14 protein-coding genes are annotated in these 20,005 nt (G+C 37.0%); 9 read left to right on the forward strand and 5 right to left on the reverse strand.

What is annotated here, in order from left to right; all coding sequences use genetic code 11:
* Window positions 1–17 precede the first annotated feature (17 nt).
* The 4 genes from ACZZZI_RS05365 to ACZZZI_RS05380 form a co-directional block, all read right to left on the reverse strand.
* The gene (locus ACZZZI_RS05365) at window positions 18–209 is read right to left on the reverse strand and encodes a hypothetical protein (RefSeq protein ID WP_316763285.1); all 192 of its coding nucleotides are present in this window, start codon (window positions 207–209) and stop codon (window positions 18–20) included.
* A gap of 234 nt (window positions 210–443) precedes the next feature.
* Window positions 444–974 (reverse strand): DUF2911 domain-containing protein, encoded by a 531-nt coding sequence (locus ACZZZI_RS05370; protein ID WP_316763288.1) that lies wholly within the window; start codon window positions 972–974, stop codon window positions 444–446.
* Between the two features lie 35 nt (window positions 975–1,009).
* Window positions 1,010–2,701, reverse strand: coding sequence for a sodium:solute symporter family protein (locus ACZZZI_RS05375; protein WP_344765322.1), 1,692 nt, complete (start codon window positions 2,699–2,701; stop codon window positions 1,010–1,012).
* A gap of 101 nt (window positions 2,702–2,802) precedes the next feature.
* On the reverse strand, window positions 2,803–5,271 hold the full coding sequence (locus tag ACZZZI_RS05380) for a PIG-L family deacetylase (protein WP_463488875.1): 2,469 nt from the start codon (window positions 5,269–5,271) through the stop codon (window positions 2,803–2,805).
* Between the two features lie 120 nt (window positions 5,272–5,391).
* Between ACZZZI_RS05380 and ACZZZI_RS05385 the strand changes: the two genes are divergently transcribed.
* From ACZZZI_RS05385 to ACZZZI_RS05425, 9 genes are all read left to right on the forward strand, one after another.
* Entirely contained in the window at window positions 5,392–6,729 is a 1,338-nt protein-coding gene (locus tag ACZZZI_RS05385) for a sigma-54-dependent transcriptional regulator (protein ID WP_463488876.1), read from the forward strand.
* Window positions 6,730–6,795: 66 nt separating this feature from the next.
* A complete protein-coding gene (locus ACZZZI_RS05390; RefSeq protein ID WP_463488877.1) occupies window positions 6,796–8,376 on the forward strand; it encodes a M1 family metallopeptidase in 1,581 nt (526 codons plus the stop codon).
* A gap of 344 nt (window positions 8,377–8,720) precedes the next feature.
* On the forward strand, window positions 8,721–8,798 hold the full coding sequence (locus tag ACZZZI_RS05395) for a potassium-transporting ATPase subunit F (RefSeq protein WP_082468366.1): 78 nt from the start codon (window positions 8,721–8,723) through the stop codon (window positions 8,796–8,798).
* Between the two features lie 68 nt (window positions 8,799–8,866).
* Window positions 8,867–10,585 (forward strand): potassium-transporting ATPase subunit KdpA, encoded by a 1,719-nt coding sequence (gene kdpA, locus ACZZZI_RS05400; protein WP_463488878.1) that lies wholly within the window; start codon window positions 8,867–8,869, stop codon window positions 10,583–10,585.
* Window positions 10,586–10,709: 124 nt separating this feature from the next.
* Entirely contained in the window at window positions 10,710–12,737 is a 2,028-nt protein-coding gene (kdpB, locus tag ACZZZI_RS05405) for a potassium-transporting ATPase subunit KdpB (protein ID WP_344765334.1), read from the forward strand.
* Window positions 12,738–12,904: 167 nt separating this feature from the next.
* Window positions 12,905–13,465: a K(+)-transporting ATPase subunit C gene (locus ACZZZI_RS05410; protein ID WP_316763313.1), complete on the forward strand. Its 561-nt coding sequence runs from the start codon at window positions 12,905–12,907 to the stop codon at window positions 13,463–13,465.
* Window positions 13,466–13,648: 183 nt separating this feature from the next.
* On the forward strand, window positions 13,649–14,719 hold the full coding sequence (locus ACZZZI_RS05415; RefSeq protein WP_344765337.1) for a porin: 1,071 nt from the start codon (window positions 13,649–13,651) through the stop codon (window positions 14,717–14,719).
* Between the two features lie 94 nt (window positions 14,720–14,813).
* On the forward strand, window positions 14,814–15,932 hold the full coding sequence (locus tag ACZZZI_RS05420; protein ID WP_344765339.1) for a sensor protein KdpD: 1,119 nt from the start codon (window positions 14,814–14,816) through the stop codon (window positions 15,930–15,932).
* Window positions 15,933–16,010: 78 nt separating this feature from the next.
* Window positions 16,011–17,762, forward strand: coding sequence for a HAMP domain-containing sensor histidine kinase (locus ACZZZI_RS05425; protein ID WP_463488879.1), 1,752 nt, complete (start codon window positions 16,011–16,013; stop codon window positions 17,760–17,762).
* Window positions 17,763–17,914: 152 nt separating this feature from the next.
* On the opposite strand, the gene ACZZZI_RS05430 is transcribed toward ACZZZI_RS05425, so the two are convergent.
* Window positions 17,915–19,915 (reverse strand): M1 family metallopeptidase, encoded by a 2,001-nt coding sequence (locus ACZZZI_RS05430; protein WP_463488880.1) that lies wholly within the window; start codon window positions 19,913–19,915, stop codon window positions 17,915–17,917.
* Between the last annotated feature and the right edge of the window lie 90 nt (window positions 19,916–20,005).

Raw genomic sequence — 20,005 nt, forward strand, 5'->3', positions numbered from 1 at the left:
AACCGAGCTAAGATTTACTATAGTAAACCATACAGGCCGTGCGCATAATTACGCAATGAAGCAGAAACAGATTTCATTTTTTCTGGTAAAGGCCCCTTAACCTTGTAAGCTTCAGGATGCATTTCCAAAGGTAGATGTTCTTCCGTTTCTAAATTGTTTTTGTGAGTTAGCGTATCATTCTCGATTTGCTCTATTTTCAAAGGTGCCATGACTTAATGTTTTATACAATTAAATAACACGGTTAATTAAATAAGGTTTTTGTTATTGAAAGAAAAATAGTTTTTTACTCAGAATTTACAATCTTATAGTTTATAGTATCGATTTAGCCTTTACTTTTATGAAAACCAATAAAATCATTAAAAATTACGCCATAGAAATTGGGGAAAAATTCAGGCAAAAAAAAATCCCGATAAATCGGGATTTTCCTTTCAAAAGAATTGAAATTATTTTATAGCTACTGGAACTGAAACTTTGTCCCAATCCATTGTAAAACCACCTTTATTAACTCTATAAACTAAAGTTTCTTGCGTTGCCTTTAAAGCTTTAACTTTTACATCTACACGTAAAGCATCTTTAGCCTCTTCATATTTGTAAGCACCCCACTGTTTTGGTTCTTTGTTAAAAATAGCAGTCCACGTTCCACTTTCTTTAGGGATTAAGAAAAAACTGTATTTACCTGCTGGTAAAGCTTTACCTTGAACAGTAATGTTTTTATCTGTTTCGAAAGTTGTTGCTTCATTTGCTCCTGCACGCCAAACTGCATCGTATTTTTCAAGTCCACCCCAAATTTTACGTCCTTTTACTGATGGGCTGCTGTAAGCAATTGTGATTGTTGCATCTTTAACTTTGCCAGTTGCTGTTGCCGCTGGACTTGCAGGTGGAGCAGCAGGTTTTTTAGCTTCCTGTGCAAAAGCACTTACCGAAATTGTAACTGCTGTAAATAGCAATGCAATAGATTTTGTAATTGTTCTCATAGTATTATTTCTTATTTGAATTTGTTGTTTAAATCTTACGAATCTAATTCTTTAGCAGGATAAAATAATAATCCAATTGTCGAAAAAATTATTACTGCAACTGCGCCAATAATGTTTAGCCAAAGGAATGAAACGATATCCAATTTATAAACGGTAATAACAGCTATTTCTGATAGTATGGCTGAAATAAAAACATTTGGTCCCTTTATTTTTTTGAAATAGAAAGCAACCAGAAAAATACCTAAAATTGGCCCATAAAATAAAGAACCTAAAACATTTACAGCTTCGATAAGCGAACCCATTTGCGTAGCAAACATAGCAACTGCAATAGAGAAAATTCCCCAGGCAAGTGTATGTAGTCTGCTATATCTAAGTTCGAGTTCATCATCGGGTTTATTCTTATTGAAAATTAAATGAACATCCTTTAAAGAACTCGATGCCAACGAATTTAAGGCCGCAGAAATAGAGCCCCAACTGGCCAAAAATATGACCGCGAAAAGTAAACCAATCATCCCAACGGGAAGTGTATTTTTAACAAAATAGAGAAAAATGTAATTGGTATCGGTTTTTTCGGCATTGTAATTTGAACTATTAATCGCCTCCTCTACTTTGCCATGCAATGCCGCAACTTCTTTTTGTGTGGCTTTAAAACTTTCTATTGATTGATTTAATGAAGATGAATGATTTTCTTTTTTTGCCAGAATTTCTTTGGATTCTTTATTAAATCTTAGTTGCAAAGCCTGGTGTTCCTGTTCGAAAACAGCCGCCTGCGCTGGCTTGGTTTCTTTTAAATATTGATAAGAACGTTCGTTAAAGTAAATTGGGGCTGGCTTTAGCGAGAAAAATGCAAAAAGTAATGCTCCAATTAAAAGGATGGCAAATTGCATCGGTATTTTAACCAAACCGTTTAGCAACAAACCCATTTTGGCATTGGTATTATCTTTGGCGGTAATGTATCTCCCCACCTGACTTTGGTCTGTTCCGAAGTAAGAAAGCGCCAGAAAAAAACCACCAAATATTCCACTCCAAATATTGTATTTATCTTTCCAATCGAAATTTGTAGTGATTACATTTAGCTTTCCAGATTTTCCTGCAAGGTATAAGGCATCTTTAAAACCAATTCCGTTTGGCATATTTTGAACGAGCAGATAACCTGCAAAGGCCATAGTTCCTAAAATAATTAAAAACTGCAGCTTTTGCGTATGTGCAATGGCTTTAGCCCCACCTACGTAGGTATAAATTAAAAGTATTCCGCCAGTTAAAATATTGGTTAAATAAATGTTCCAGTTTAAAACACTTGATAAAATAATACTTGGTGCATAAATGCTAATTCCAGTCGACAATCCACGAGAAAAAAGGAAAAGCAGGGACGTGAGCACTCTTGTTTTCTTATCGAAACGATTTTCCAGATATTCATAAGCAGTGTAAACGTTTAATCGCTGAAATATTGGGATAAAGGTTATGCAAATTACAATCATCGCCAACGGCAAACCAAAATAGTACTGTACGAAACGCATACCATCGGTATAAGCCTGCCCAGGCGCCGATAGAAAGGTAATTGCACTAGCTTGCGTAGCCATAATGCCCAACAGTACAATGTACCATGGCATTTTGCTATCTGCTTTTAAATAAGATTCATTGCTTTTTTGCCCGCGACCAATAAAAACGCCGTAAGCAACAACAGCAAAAAGGGTGAAAACGAGAACAAACCAATCGATATTACTCATGCCCAAAATTTAGTAAACAGGTAATAAAACACGATTTGAAATAGTAAAGCCAACGCAAGTAAAACGTACCAGGTGTTCCAATTTTTGAGCTGATTTTTCATTTATTTGCCAGCTGATATGAAGTTAAAAAACAACCTTGCCGCACCTACATTACCCGCCGGTAATTGACGGAAAAATGCTAATGGCGTATAAATAAAATTACCTTTTCCATATTTCGCGTATAATGTTGAGCCTTTGAGCGGTTCTTCTCCTGTATCATTCATTTCAAAAAGTGGCTCGTATTGATCATCCCATTTATCTGGGAAATAAGCGCCGCGTTCCTGCACCCAATTACTAAAATCTTCGGCTGTGATTTTATTTGGATAGTTTAAAAGTTTGTGATTTGGCACTAAAAATTTAACTGTAGCATTTTCTTCGGTAACCCTTTTACCACCGATGTTGAAAGGGTAAATTCCAAAATCCTGCAAAGCCATATCTTGCGTGGTGTTGTATTGCATAACAATAGTACCGCCATTTTCCACGTAAGTTTTTAAAGCCGTTTGCCAGTTTTTGATTCTCTTTTCGGTATTGATTACACGAACGCCAGTTACAACAGCATCGTAAGAAGCCAGTTTGGTCGGATTTAAAATGTCAGCTTCACTCAAAACATCAACTTGCAAACCTGCCTGTCTTAAAAATTCGGGAATTAAATCTCCAGCACCTTGAATATAGCCAATTCTTTTAGCCAATACTTTTACATCACCTTTTATTAACCAGGTTGTCGCTGGTACAAAATATTGTAATGATGGTAAATGTGGGTATTGAATTAATACTTGTCCTTTGTTAAACTCATTGCTCTCTGATGAAAAAACCGCTTCTAATTTATTTTGACTAGTTTTTATTTTAGCTAAATCTTCAGCAGGGATCAGAAAATTTTTAATGGCTACTGTATTTTCAGCCAGGTTAATTCCAGTAAAGGATTTGATTTCAGTATTACCGATTTTGAAACTCACTTTACCATAATTAATATTTTTGTTGGCTTTTAAACGCATTGTAACCGACAATGCCTCTTTTTCTTTAGCAAAATAAACAGGTTCTGCAAAGCTTAAATCTAATGCTGGTACAATTCTAAGTTGCTCTACCACATCTCCTTTTACTGGGTCTAGTTTCTTAAAAGAAAGTGGCAACTTAACTGTAAACTTCTCGGTTTCAATTTTAAGCAACAAGGAAACATTAAGCGCAGATTCATTCTCAGCTAAACCAATTAAAGTATCGTTGGCAACACTAAAAGTAGCCGCATTTTTAGCTTGTTTTTCTAGCCAGTAAGGCTCCGTTATTGATGAATTTGCAGGGATTTGAATTTTACGTTCTATCGTTAACAAAGAATCGCCAGAAACTCTTCTATTCAAATTATCGGTTTGATTAATCCAGTTTACTTGTTCTAGTATTACAGGCTCTGATGACCTTGAAATCACGTTCAGGCGGAAATTATAACTGTTACCTGCAATGGCTTCAGCTTGGTTGGTAACAACCTCCCCCATAAAACCTGTGCAGCTTAAAATAATTTTATCAATGGCTGCAAGTTTATCTTTTCTCAAGTTTACATCTTGCAGCGCAGCTATTCTTTTGCGAAGCATTAACAAACTATGTAAACTCTTATCAGGATGATTGTAATCGAAAGATAAGAGGACAATATCAATCAATTCATCAATATCGCCAACACCTTTTTCCGACCAATTCATCGGAATTCTATCAAACAAAGATATCTTAGCCACATCGCCCAAAACGGGAGAAAAATACTCTGTTCTTAAACCCGCTACAGACTGCGTTCCTGCACCCTGACTTTTATGTAAGCTTCTGCTTAAACCCGCCAATTCGCCATAGCCCATTCCTAATTGAGCATCATATTGGCCCACATTTACCTTTAACTGGCTTTCTGATGTGGTATTTGTAGCACCAAATCTAAAGGTGTTCCAAAGTAATCTTTTAGGTTGCCAAACATCCACATATTTTAACTGGCTTGGAAAAGCATTTTTATCACCCGCCAACTTAAAAGCTTTTTCGGCCACTACTGCAGAGGCAGCATGTTGCCCATGCCCAGCCGCAGCAGTTGGTGGGAAACGACAAATAATCACATCAGGACGGAATTTTCTGATCACCCAAACTACATCAGCAGTTATACTATCTGCATCCCACTGTTTAAAAGTATCGTCTGTATTTTTAGAAAAGCCAAAATCTATTGCACGGGTAAAAAATTGCTGTGCACCATCAAGTTTTCTCGCCTCTAAAAGTTCGTGAGTTCTGATTAAACCTAAAGCTGCGCCTTGCTCAGTTCCAAGTAAGTTTTGTCCTCCATCACCTCTGGTTAAAGATAAATACCCAGTTTCTACATTTTGCTCGTTTATTAACCAAGAAAGTAAGCCCGTATTCTCATCATCGGGATGAGCAGCCAGATATAAAACTTTTGGGATATGTTTAAGCGTTTTTAAGTCACGATAAATTTCTGAAGATTTTGCAGGTCTGATTTGTTGAGCAGAACTTGCCATAGAAAAAAAACCAAACGTAAGAATGGCACTAATTACTTTAATCATACAATTTGCTTTGTTGCATCAAATATGCTTAAAAAGGTTATATTTCATCTACTCGGAAACGAAAAAGGTACAAACAAAGAATAATTTTTTATCCTTAATATTGCGTGATAAATAAACCCTATGAATGGAATTGTCCTCATCATTGATGATGAAAAGAAGATTTGCAGTTTACTTTCGAGGATTATCGAGCTTGAAGGATTTAAAACTTTACAAGCCAATACAGGTAAAGAAGGCATAAAACTTCTTAAAAATAATGACGTTAGTCTGGTAATTAGTGATGTAAAACTACCCGATGTAAACGGCGTTGCAATGGTTAAAGACATTAAAGCAATTAAGCCATTTGTAGAAATTATTAACCTTACCGCTTACGGAACAATTGCAGATGGTGTTTTAGCCATTAAAAACGGTGCTTTCGATTACTTGGTTAAAGGCGATGACAACGATAAAATTATTCCGCTGCTATACAAAGCAATGGAAAAAGCCAACCTGCAACAAAGAGTTTTCGATTTAGAAAATAAAATTACTGGCAAGCATAATTTTGATACGATAATTGGCCAATCGAGAGCTTTAAAAGAAGCGATAGATTTAGCCAAAAAAGTAAGCCAAACTGACACAACTGTTTTACTTTTAGGCGAAACTGGGACAGGGAAAGAAGTTTTTGCACAATCCATTCATTACGAAAGTCCCAGAGCATTAAAGCCTTTTGTAGCTTTAAATTGCAGTGGTTTTAGTGCAGAATTATTAGAAAGTGAACTTTTTGGTTACAAGGCTGGCGCATTTACAGGCGCAAATAAAGATAAAAAGGGCTTACTGGAGGAAGCGAACGGCGGCACTTTATTTTTGGATGAAATTGGGGAAATGAACCTCGATTTACAGGCAAAACTATTGCGGGTTTTAGAAAATCAGAGTTTTATCAAAGTTGGCGATACCCATACACAACAGGTTAATGTGCGTATTTTGGCCGCTACAAATAAAGATTTAAAAGCTGATGCAACTAGCGGAAAGTTCCGTTCTGATTTGTATTACAGACTTTCGGTTTTTAGCATTATTTTACCTCCGCTACGCGATAGAAAAGGAGATATTCCAGCTTTGGCAAAACATTATCTAAAAGAATTTTCTGATAAGGTAAACCGATCAGCAATTAAAATTGGTGAAGATATATTATCAATTTTAGCTGCACATCATTGGAAAGGCAATATCCGTGAGCTTAAAAATGTAATTGAGCGTTTGGTTATTTTATCAGATGGAAATCAGTTGAGTAAATCGGCTTTGCCACCAGAATTTTTCGAGTTTACGCCTTTAGACGATAATTACAATCTTCAGCAAGTTGAAAAACAACACATTCAAAAGGTTTTAATTCATACTAAAGGTAACAAAACCGAAACTTCAAGATTATTGGGAATTGGCTTGACAACGCTTTACCGAAAAATAGAAGAATATGGATTTACAGAAATTTAATCTTAAAAAATCCGTTTACATATAATGCCAATTAGGCGAAATAATTATCTTTCAAAAAAATTAAATATGCAGAAAAGTTTTCTAACGATTTTACTATCCCTCATTTCAATTTCAATTTTTGCACAGCAAAATTATTTTCAACAGCACTTAACTTATAATATTGATGTTACTTTAAACGATAAAGACAAATCGCTTAAAGGTGCTGAAACGATTGTTTATAAGAATAATTCCCCGTCAAGTTTAGAATTTATCTGGTTTCACATCTGGCCAAACGCCTACAAAAACGAATCGACGGCATTATTTCAGCAGATTAGAAATGATACTTCACGTAAGGAAAAACTTAAAAATGTTGCGTATGGAAGTATTGATGGTTTAAATTTTAAGGTTGATGGCAAAATTGCTAAAACAGAAGCTCACCCGAATCCTCAATATATTGATATTGTGAAGGTTCTACTTCCAACGGCTTTAAAACCTGGCGACTCTATCACGATTTCGACTGATTTTAATGTGAAACTGCCTAGTTATTTTTCTCGGTCTGGCTACGCTGAAACCGAATTTATGGTTACTCAATGGTACCCGAAACCTGCTGTTTTTGATAAAGACGGCTGGCATGAATTTCCATACTTGGACATGGGCGAGTTTTACAGCGAATATGCAGATTACAAAGTGAACATCACGCTTCCATCTTCTTACGTTGTTGGTGCAACGGGCGTTTTGCAAAATGCTGATGAACTTCGTGCATACAAAACCATTGGCGCAAAAAATACCTCAATGAGAGCAGGTAAACCTACACTTTATGCTCCAGTAAGTAAGTCTGAAACCAAAAAATTAACTTATTCGATAAGTAATGTGCCTGATTTTGCTTGGTTTGCAGATAAAGATTTGGTCATTCAATACGATACGGTAAAACTGGCTTCAGGAAAAGTGGTTGATGCTTTTAGTTATTATCACAACAAAAAAAATACGCTTTGGGTAAACAGCATAGATTACATAAAAGACGCGACAAAGAAATATAGTCAGTGGATTGGCGAGTATGAATACCCAGTTGTACAAGCAATTGAAGGACCTAAAAATAATTCGAGTGGCGGTATGGAATATCCAACGATTACGTTGATTACGAGTCCAGATGCGAAAAAAGAAACTTTAGATGGCGTAATTACACATGAAGTTGGTCATAATTGGTTTATGAGTATGTTGGGTAATAACGAAAGAATGCATACATGGCAAGATGAAGGTTTTAATACCTTTTACCAGTTTAGATACGAAGCTGAAAAATACAGGTCGAATTCTATTTTTGGAGATGCGATTCCAGCTAAAATTAAAGAATTACCAGCAGATAAGTTTTTGGCCAGTATTTACGGTGCTTTAACTAATGTTCCAATGGAATCGGCTATCGATATTCCAGCTGCTGATTTTAAAACTTCAGAAGAATATGGTTTGATTTCTTATGCTAAGACCGCTTTATGGCTTTATATCCTAGAATCACAGATTGGTCAGGAAAAGTTTGATAAAGCATTTCAGGCATATTTTAGTGAATGGAAAAACAAACACCCTACACCTGCCGATTTCAAAGCTTCTTTTGAAAAATCTTTAGGGGTTAATTTAGATAAGTATTTTGAATTGTTAAATCAGAAAGGGAAGTTTTAAAGAAGCAGAAAAGAATAAAGATTAAAGCTGAAAGACCAAAACTTAAGGCGAAAAGAAAAGCCGCCCAACTTTTCGAATACCATTTAGCACATCATCCCAAAACGATAAAAACCTTTCCAAAATGGAAAGGTTTTTTTTTGTCCAAAATTTTGATTCAGCACCAGAAACAACTCAAAACACTGTAAAACAAGATTTTACGAAAACCAAATTTTCATCGGCACAAGAGTTGGGAATAGGCATTTCATAAATCAATAAGTTATGATCATAATCCTGTTTCTAATCCTAATCCTGCTTTGCTGGGCAACTTACCGATCTATCGATTGGTTTGAAAAAATCTAAAGAAAATGTTAGCACTATTTATCATCGCAATCGCCGTATTTATCTATATGATTTACGTGTTGATTAAACCAGAAAAATTTTAACGCAGTTGTCATGTTGAGCTTGTCGAAACATTAAGCACAACGACAATCATTTGTAAAAAACAAAAAAAATGAACACTGAATTAACAGGCATTATCGCCACATTCCTGCTCACCTTAATCATAGCCATCCCTTTGGGTAAATATTTGGCAAAGGTTTTTGCAGGGGAAAAAGTTTGGACTGATTTTTTAAAACCGCTTGAGAAAATAATTTATAAACTTTCTGGCATCAATATTAAGGAGCAGATGAACTGGAAACAACATTTAAAAGCTTTATTAACCATTAATATTTTATGGTTGATTTATGGCTTTTTTGTATTGATCTTTCAGGATAAGCTGCCTTTAAATCCTGACGGAAACCCTGGAATGACACCAGACCTAGCTTTTAACACCATCATTAGCTTTGTTGCCAATTGCAACTTGCAACATTACTCAGGCGAGAGCGGCGTGAGTTATTTAACGTTGCAATTTGTACTCATGTTTTTACAATTTGTGAGCGCAGCAACAGGTATTGCAGCAGCTGTGGTGTTTTTTAAAACTTTCAGAGATAAAACAGCTACACAGTTGGGCAACTTCTGGGAGTTTTTTGTAAAAGCAATTACTCGCTTGTTGTTGCCTTTATCAATTATTATCGCATTGATTTTAACTTTTAATGGTACGCCAGCCAGTTATGATGCGAAAGACCAATTTATTTCTCTTCAAGGTGACACCGTAAATGTTTCTCGAGGCCCTGCAGCACAAATGATTGCTATAAAACACTTGGGAACGAATGGTGGTGGGTACTTTGGTGCAAATTCTGCCCATCCATTCGAAAACCCGAGTTACTTGACCAACATGGTTGAAATCATTGCACAAACCATTATTCCAATGGCCATGATTATTGCCTTTGGTTATTTCATCCGCAGGAGAAAATTAGCCTGGACAATATTCGGGGTAATGACAATCGGTTTATTTATGCTGATGATTCCGACGTTAACTTCAGAATTAGGCGGGAATCCTGCTTTAGCCAAAATGGGCATATCGCAAACTACTGGTGCAATGGAAGGTAAAGAAGTACGCCTCGGACCAGCTGCCACAGCATACTGGAGTACATTAACCACAGTAATTTCTACAGGTTCGGTAAACGGAATGCATGATAGCACCATGCCATTAACAGGCTTATGGCAATTATTGGCCATGATGATAAACGCCATTTACGGCGGTTGCGGCGTTGGTTTATTAAATTATTTCATCTATCTGATTATCGCTGTATTTATTTCGGGCTTAATGGTGGGCAGAACGCCTGAGTTTTTAGGTCATAAGGTTGAAGCCAGGGAAATTAAAATCGCCGCCATTATCACTTTGTTAAGTCCGTTTTTAATTTTAGCGGGAACGGCTATTGCAAGTTATGTATTTACCAATCATGGCGATGCAGCTTGGGCTACCCAACCTAAAAACTGGTTAAATAATCCTGGTTTCCATGGTTTTTCAGAAATGCTTTACGAAGTCACTTCTTCAAATGCGAACAATGGTTCTGGCTTTGAAGGTTTAGGCGATAACAGTGTATTCTGGAATGTGCTTACCGGTGTGATTATTTTCTTAGGTCGCTTCTTGCCAATCATTGGTCCGGTTGCCATTGCAGGTTTATTAGGCGCTAAAAAATTCATTCCAGAGTCTGCAGGAACCTTAAAACCGGATACCAAAACCTTTGCACTCATGACTTTTGCTGTGATTTTAGTACTCAATGCACTATCGTACTTTCCAGCGTTGGCTTTGGGGCCGCTGGCGGAATACTTTTCAATGCTCAAATAGATACAGCTGTCACATTGAGCCTGTCGAAATGATTCGGTGCTTCGACAAGCTCAGCATGACAAATTGCAAGATAAAAATCTGTGAAATCATTTTAATCTGTGAAATCACTTAATTAAAAATAGAAATGAAACCCAATAATAAATTATTCGAACCCGCTTTGGTGCAAACTGCATTAAAACAATCTTTCATCAAACTCGACCCACGGGTAATGGTTCGCAACCCTGTAATGTTTACCGTTGAAATTGGTACTTTGGTAATGGCTTACGTTACCGTGTACTCTTTTAGCAACAGCGGGCAAGGTTCTCCTTTGTATAATTTCTTCATCTTTTTAGTGCTTTTGTTAACGGTTTTGTTTGCCAATTTCGCAGAAGCAATAGCCGAAGCAAGAGGTAAAGCGCAAGCAGATAGTTTACGTAAAACGAGAGAAGAAACGCCTGCGAAACTACTTTTAGCTAATGGAACGATTGAAATCCGTTCGTCAAATCAATTAAAAAAAGGCGATGTTTTTGTTTGCGAAACTGGTGATACCATTCCAACAGATGGAGAGATTGTCGAAGGTATTGCAACCATAGATGAATCGGCGATTACGGGCGAATCTGCTCCAGTCATTCGCGAATCTGGTGGCGATAAATCTTCGGTAACTGGCGGAACAAAAGTTTTATCAGATGAGATAAAAGTGCAAGTGAGTACTGCTCCTGGCGAAAGCTTTTTAGATAAAATGATTGCTTTGGTTGAAGGGGCTTCTCGTCAAAAAACACCTAACGAAATTGCTCTAACCATCCTTTTAGCCAGTTTTACTTTGGTTTTCATTATCGTTTGCGTTACGTTGAAACCATTTGCTGATTACGCCAACACACCGATTACCATCGCGGCTTTAATTTCACTTTTCGTTTGTTTAATCCCGACAACTATTGGCGGTTTATTATCGGCCATTGGTATCGCTGGAATGGACCGAGCTTTAAGAGCAAACGTGATTACCAAATCGGGTAAGGCGGTAGAAACTGCTGGCGATATTGATGTTTTACTTTTGGATAAAACTGGAACGATAACCATCGGAAACCGTAAGGCAACCAACTTCTACCCCACCGCAGGCGTAATTATTAAAGATTTTACCGATGCTTGCGTGTTGAGTTCTTTAGCGGATGAAACGCCAGAAGGAAAATCAATTATTGAATTAGCGTCTGAACAAGGTTTCAAAAATTCAGGAACGCCACAAGGTTCCACATTTATCAAATTTACAGCTGAAACCCGTTCGAGCGGATTGGATACGGCCGATGGAAGGCGCATTAGGAAAGGTGCTTTTGATTCCATCAGAAATATCGTTGAAAAAGCTGGAAATATTTTCCCATCAGATATTGCAGACCTTGTAAAATCCATTGCAACGAATGGCGGAACACCTTTAGTGGTTTCAGAAAATGAAAAAGCTCTAGGCGTGATCGAGTTACAGGATATTATTAAACCAGGTATTAGCGAACGGTTCGAACGCTTAAGAAAAATGGGTGTAAAAACTGTAATGGTAACTGGCGATAATCCTTTAACCGCTAAATACATTGCCGAAAAAGCAGGTGTAGATGATTTTATCGCCGAAGCAAAACCTGAGGATAAAATGAATTACATTAAAGATGAGCAGGCTTTAGGAAAACTGGTTGCCATGATGGGCGATGGGACAAATGATGCCCCTGCACTTGCCCAGGCAGATGTTGGCGTGGCTATGAACAGCGGAACGCAGGCTGCAAAAGAGGCAGGCAACATGGTTGATTTGGATAACGACCCAACCAAATTAATTGAGATTGTAGAAATCGGGAAGCAACTTTTAATTACCCGTGGTACGCTTACTACTTTCTCCATCGCGAATGATGTGGCTAAGTATTTCGCAATCGTTCCTGCATTGTTTATTGCATCTATTCCAGCTTTGCAAAGTTTAAATATTATGGGTTTACATACGCCAGAAAGTGCAATTATGTCTGCGGTTATTTTCAATGCGATTATCATTCCCATTTTAATTCCGCTGGCGTTAAAAGGTGTGGCTTATAAACCGATTGGCGCTACTGCTTTACTACGTAGAAACTTATTTATTTATGGCATCGGAGGTGTTGTCGCTCCATTTATCGGCATCAAATTAATTGATTTAGTAATTGGGTTGTTTGTTTAAATGAACTTCAAATTGAGTTATCGAAATATGAATAGGTTCTTCGACAAGCTCAGAATAAAAAAATGGAAAGAATAAATCCTTCATAGACTTAAATGTCAGGTTGAGCCTGTTGAAAAGCAAATTAAGATTCTTCGACAGGCTCAAAATGACAAAATTAAAATATCATCATGAAAAAATACATCATACAATCGATACGCTTAACCTTAGTTTTAATCGTACTATTATGCATCATCTACCCGATTAGCATCGCATTAGCAAGCAAACTTTCTAACGGAAAAGGTAGTGGAGAAAAAATCACTAGAAACGGAAAAACCGTCGGCTACGAATTACTAGGTCAATCGTTCAACAAACCTGAATATTTCTGGGGTCGTCCATCGGCTGTTGGCTACAATGCAGCAGGTTCTGCTGGTTCTAACAAAGGCCCATCCAATCCAGATTATCTAAAAGAGGTTCAATCGAGAATTGATACCCTTTTGAAATACAACCCAGGGTTAAAAAAATCTGAAATTCCTGCCGATATGGTTACCGCTTCAGGAAGTGGTTTAGACCCAAATATTTCTGAGCAAGGTGCGGCAATTCAAATTACAAGAGTGGCAAAAGCCCGTAAAATTAACGAACAGAAAGTTAAAGAATTAGTAGCGATGAATACTTTAAAACCATTAATGGGTTTATTTGGACCATCATCAGTAAATGTATTGAAACTGAATTTAGCACTTGATAATTTGTAATTCGATAAGTCGTCACTGCGAGGTATGAAGCAATCTTAATGCTTTTGGTATTATAGCGATCGTTGTAGGGTTGCTTGGTGCCTCACAATGACACCGTCCTAACCGAAGTTTCTACAGAAAACCTAGTACTACTAATCGTTTGCAGATTCTTTGTTCCTCAGAATAACAAACATTAATAACATCATGAAAAAACTAATCACAATTATAACAACATTAACAGCAAGCTTAACCGCATTCGCTCAAGAAGAGCCAAAAGTAAAATTCTCTGGTTATTTAGAAACTTATTACGGCTACGATTTCAATAAACCCGCTGACCATAATCGCCCAGGCTTTATTTATTCTCACAACCGTGCGAACGAAGTAAACTTAAATTTAGGTTTCATCAAAGCGGCTTATGATAGTGGTTCAATCCGTGCGAATTTGGCCGTAATGGCTGGAACTTATGCCAACGCGAACTTAGCCGCTGAGCCTGGCGTCTTAAAGAATATTTTTGAAGCAAATGCAGGTGTTAAACTTTCCAAATCAGAAAATCTTTGGATAGATGCTGGTATTTTTTCATCGCACATTGGTTTTGAAGGGGCAATTTCTAAAGATTGCTGGGTATTAACCCGAAATATCGCATCAGAAAATACACCATATTATGAATCTGGAGCAAAAATTACCTATGGCACAAAAGATGGAAAATTAACAGCGACCCTACTCTACCTAAATGGATGGCAAAGAATTACCCGTGTAGATGGCAATAACAAACCCGCTGGCGGTTTACAATTAGCCTGGAAACCAACTGATAAAATCACGGTAAATTACAGCAATTATTTAGGAACTGAAGGTGCAGATTCTGTACGCGTGAACCGATTATACCACAATATTTATAGTGTATTTCAACTCACAAACGAATTTGGTATAACCCTTGGTTTCGATTATGGAACGCAGCAAAAAGTTAAAGGCAGCAGCGAGAAAAATGAAATTCTATCACCTGTCGCAATTGCTCAATATAAGTTCGCTCCGAAATGGGCCGTTGCTGGTAGATTCGAATATTATGAAGATAAAAATGGTATTTTTATTTCAACAGGAACGCCAAATGGTTTCAAAACAAAAGGCTATTCCTTAAACCTTGATTATTCGCCAATTTCAAACGCAATTATCCGTTTAGAAGGTAAAACATATGATAGCAAGGATAAAATTTTTACAAGAGAAAATAGCGCTTTGAATGCGAATACAACTTTAACAGCAAGTATAGCGGTAGCATTTTAATTGATGGATAAGGGAAGATGTCAAATGGATGATGTGCAAAGTTCCATCATACATTTTACTTACTACATTCTGCATCATCCATTTTACATATAACATGAAAGACGATTCAGTTAAAAACTTCCTCAATCTCATTAAAAAATCGAGGCGAGGAAAACTCAAAATCTACATTGGGATGAGCGCTGGCGTGGGCAAAACCTACCGCATGCTGCAAGAATCTCATGCGCTTTTGCGTAACGGAATCGATATTTGCATTGGTTATGTAGAAACCCACAAAAGAGCAGAAACTGAAGCGTTGGTTGCTGGTTTACCTTTAATTTCACGAAAAAATATTTTCTACCGAGGTAAGGAAATTGATGAAATGGATTTGCAAAGTATTTTAAATCGCCATCCCGAAATCGTCGTGGTTGATGAATTGGCACATACCAATGCCGAAGGCAGTAAAAATGAGAAGCGTTGGCAAGATGTTTTTGATTTATTGGAGGCTGGAATTAGTGTGATATCGGCCGTTAACATTCAGCATTTAGAAAGCATAAACGAAGAAATTGAACACATTACAGGCATTAAGGTTACCGAACGGATTCCAGATAAAATTCTTGAAATTGCCGATGAAATTGTAAACATCGATTTAACAGCCGACGAATTGGTAACCCGATTGAAGGAAGGAAAAATATACGATAGGACAAAAATTGAAAGGGCTTTACAAAACTTCTTTCAGGCGGATAAAATTCTGCAATTAAGGGAATTGGCTTTGAAGGAAGTTGTGCATCAGGTGGAGCGAAAAATCCAGACAGAGATACCGAAATCCATAAAATTACGTCCAGAAAGGTTTTTAGCATGTATATCATCCAATGTTGAAACCGCAGGCGTTGTGATTAGAAAAACTGCCCGATTGGCATCGTATTATCGCTCTCCGTGGATTGTTTTATATGTACAAAGTGATGCCGAAAGTTTCGATAAAATAAAGCTCGATAAACAACGACATTTGATTAATCACTTCAAGCTAGCAACCGAATTAGGTGCCGAGCTCATTAAAGTTAAAAGCAATCAAATTACCCAAACCATTATTAACATGGCAACAGAAAAAGAAATTACAACGATTTGTATCGGCAAGCCGCATTTAACTATTTTTCAAGTGATTATGCGAACGGCAATTTTTAATCAATTGTTGCGTAATTTAGCCGCAAAAGAAATCGATTTGGTAGTACTATCGTAATTTCAAAATGTCATGCTGAGCTTGCCGAAGAACATTTCGACAAGCTCAATGTGACAACAATTCTAACACAACATCATCATGAAAATAAAAACCAAGCTCCGCCTCGGATTCGGGTTTCTCTTTATAATCGTCCTATCTTTCGGCCTAATTGCGCTCTTCTTTTTGAATGAACTTTCAGACAAATCGAAAGTTATTCTGAAAGACAATTACAAATCGTTGAAATATGTTTCAGCCATGCGAAACGTGGTTGATGAAAATTCATTTCCGTTAAACGCAGAAACGGCAAAAATTTTTGAGCTAAACTTAAAAAACGAAGCACAAAACCTAACCGAAACTGGAGAAAAGGCAGCCTTTCAGCAACTTGAAATAGCTTATCGAGCACTTCAAAATTCATCTGCAAAGGCGATTAGAGAAACCGACATTAAAAGTGTTCGCTCTTCGCTTCAAAACATTGAAGAAGTCAACATGAAAGCCATTTACTCCAAAAATGAAATGGCGAATGAAGCATCAGGAAGAGCAAATTTATACATCATGATTGCCGCTACCCTTAGTTTTATGATCTTGTTTACGTTCATTGTTAATTTTCCAGGTTTTGTAGCTAACCCACTAGCCGAATTCAGTTCAGCCATTAAACAAATCAGCAAGAAAAACTACAAGCAAAGGCTAAACTTTGAAAATGATGATGAGTTTACGGAACTTGCGACTTCTTTTAATGGAATGGTTGTTAAATTAAATGAATGGGAAAACAGTAATCTCTCTAAAATAAAATCAGAAAAATCAAGAATTGAAGCCATTATTGCACAAATGCAAGACGCCATTATTGGTTTAAATGAGAAGGGCGAAATTCTGTTTTTAAATCATTTGGCAGCAAAGCTGATGAATCTCGACGATGAGAAAGTTATCGGACAGAATGTTAAAGAATTGATAAAAAAGAATGAGCTTTTAAATAGAATTATCGAACCAGAAACGGAAGATAAAACGCTCAAAATTTATGCTGACGAGAAGGAATCGTACTTTTTGTTGGAGAATCGTGAAATCATCATTCCGAATTACGAAACACTTGAAGACAAAACTTTATTCGAATCTTCAAAATCGGCTGGAAGTGTTTATGTATTAAAAAACATTACGCAGTTTAAGGAGTTGGATGAGGCGAAAACCAACTTCATTGCCACTGTTTCCCACGAATTAAAAACGCCTCTTTCATCGATAAAAATGAGTTTAAAACTCTTAAGTGATGAACGGGTTGGTAATATGAATGAAGAGCAAAGTCAGCTGTTAACGCACATTAAAGAAGATAGCGACAGACTCCTAAAAATTACCAGCGAGTTGCTCGATTTATCTCAGGTGGAAACTGGGAATTTAAAACTTACTTTCGCCATTACTAAACCCGAAGATATTGTACAATACGCAATAGATGCGGTTAAGTTTCAGGCAGAACAGAAATCAATTCAGCTTGAATTAAATTGCGATAAAAATCTACCGAAGGTTAATGCTGATATTCAGAAAACCGCTTGGGTACTAGTTAATTTTCTATCAAATGCTTTACGCTACAGCTCAGAAAAATCGACAGTAAAAATTAATGTTGTTCAGCAAGATAAATTTGTTCAGTTTTCAGTTCAGGATTTTGGAAAAGGTATTGATGAAAAATACCAAAAACGATTGTTCGAAAGGTATTTCCAAGTACCAACAGATGGGCAAAACAAATCGGGTTCGGGTTTAGGTTTGGCAATTTCTAAAGATTTTATCGAAGCCGAAGATGGAAAAATCGGAGTACAAAGTGCAATTGGAGAAGGCAGCAAGTTTTATTTCAACTTACCTATTGCTGAGTAATCTTAACAACAAATTATAGCAGATTAATTATGAGCGATAGGATAATCTAATTCTCACTCCAAAAACACATTAAAAATAAACGAAACCATACTGTAACTAAAAAAGTCCCTAATCTAACCGATTAAGGACTTTTCAATGTAATTATAATTCAATTAATTTGCTGGAGCTGTCCAGGTATTATTATCAGGATTAGAATCCGGTAATACTTTATTTGGATCTAAAACTACCGAAACTACTTCTTCGGTTGTAGGATAACGCACCAACCAGGTTGCGTTTTTCATCCACACATCAACAGGAACTTTTACGATATCGGTTTTACCGCTTTTCGTCTTAACTTGAAGGATAATTGGCATTGGCATTTTTTCAAGATTGTTAACTCTGATGTTATAGCTTGAAATGTTTCCATCAACTTTTACCGCTTCAACACCTGCAACGGCCTGATCCATTTTCCAGTTATTTATAAACCAGCTTCTCCAGAACCATGCTAAATCTTCACCTGCACCATTTTCCATCGAACGGAAAAAATCGAAAGGCGTTGGATGTTTAAAGGCCCAGTTTTTAATGTATTGACGGAAAGCATAATCGAATCTGTCTTCGCCCAAAATCTGATCTCTTAAAATATTTAAACCCCATCCTGGCTTACTGTATAAGTTAACACCAATATTTCTTTCTTGCATACCATCTGGCATTAGCATAATATTGTCTAAAGCAGGATTGCCAATTGCTGATTTGCCTACACGGTTCATATCGGTTATGCGTGGTTTATATTCGCCATTGTTAAAATTCTGACCAGATAAACCATTGATAAAAGTATTAAAACCTTCATCCATCCAACCGTATTTACGCTCGTTTGAACCAACGATCATTGGGAACCAACTGTGGCCAAATTCATGATCGATTACACCCCATGCAGAACCATTTTTAGCTTTCCATCCACAAAAAACAATACCTGGATATTCCATTCCACCAACATTAGTAGCAACATTTACAGCCATTGGATAAGGATATTCGAACCATTTTGTTGAATAATATTCTATTGTCGATTTTACATATTCTACACCTCTGCCATAACCATCTTTACCATTGCTTTCGATTGGTTGAGCAGAAACGGCTAAACCTTTTCTTCCACTTGGGAAATTTATTTTTGCTGCATCCAAAACAAAAGATTTTGATGAAGCCCAAGCCGCATCCCTGGCGTTTGCAATTTTAAATTTCCAGGTTAATTTATCTTTTGCAGGACGAGATTTAGGATCTGTAACTTCTTCTGCCGAACGGATATGAACGGTTGCATCACTTAGTTTTGCAGCATTCCATCTTTTCAATTGCTCGGCCGTAAAAACTTCCTGCGGATTTAACAATTCACCAGAACCCATCACAATATGTGTTGCAGGTGCCGTAATTGCGTAAGTAATATCGCCATACTCGCAATAAAACTCTCCACCACCCCAATAAGGTAAAGTATTCCATCCTAAAACATCATCGTACACGCACATACGTGGAAACCATTGTGCAATGGCGAAAATTTCACCATTTTGAGTAGTTAAGTGGCCTGTTCTATCCGAGCCTTCTTTAGGTACAATATATGAATAATCCATTTTTACGGTTACAACATCGCCATTGGCAGCCATCGGCTGGTTTAAACGGATTTGCATACGTGTATCTTCAACAATTGATGTAAATTTAACTGCAGCCGCTTTTTGCGATACGCTGATGTTGTTAATTTTATAACCACCATCAAATTTTTCGCCTTGCGCACCGTAACGACTACGGCTTGGCGTAATTTGAGCACCACGAGAATTTTCCTTAAATGTGTTCTGATCTAATTGCAACCATAAGTAAGGTAGTTTATCAGGGCTATTATTTTTATAAGTGATGGTTACTGTTCCGCTGACCGTATTTTTAGTTTCATCTAAGCTCGCGGTAATATTATAATCTACCCTATTTTGCCAGTATTTAGCACCTGGAGCGCCGTTTGCTGAACGAAATTCATTACCATTTTGCGTGTAAAATAATGGTCCAAATGCTTCTGATGAGCTATAATTGGTTGCAAGTGGTGCTGTAGCTGTTGTGGTCGCTTGCTGTGCTGAAGCAGTAAATGCAAATGCACAACCAACCAAGCACATAGCGATTAGTTTGTTTATTCTGATATTCATGTTGAAGTTTTTATTCGGCGGCAAATATAAAAAATAAGCTCGTGCAGAATTATTTGTGCTTATATTGTTACTTTACAAACAGTTAAGCGA

It is taken from the genome of Pedobacter sp. AC190, from assembly GCF_979258025.1.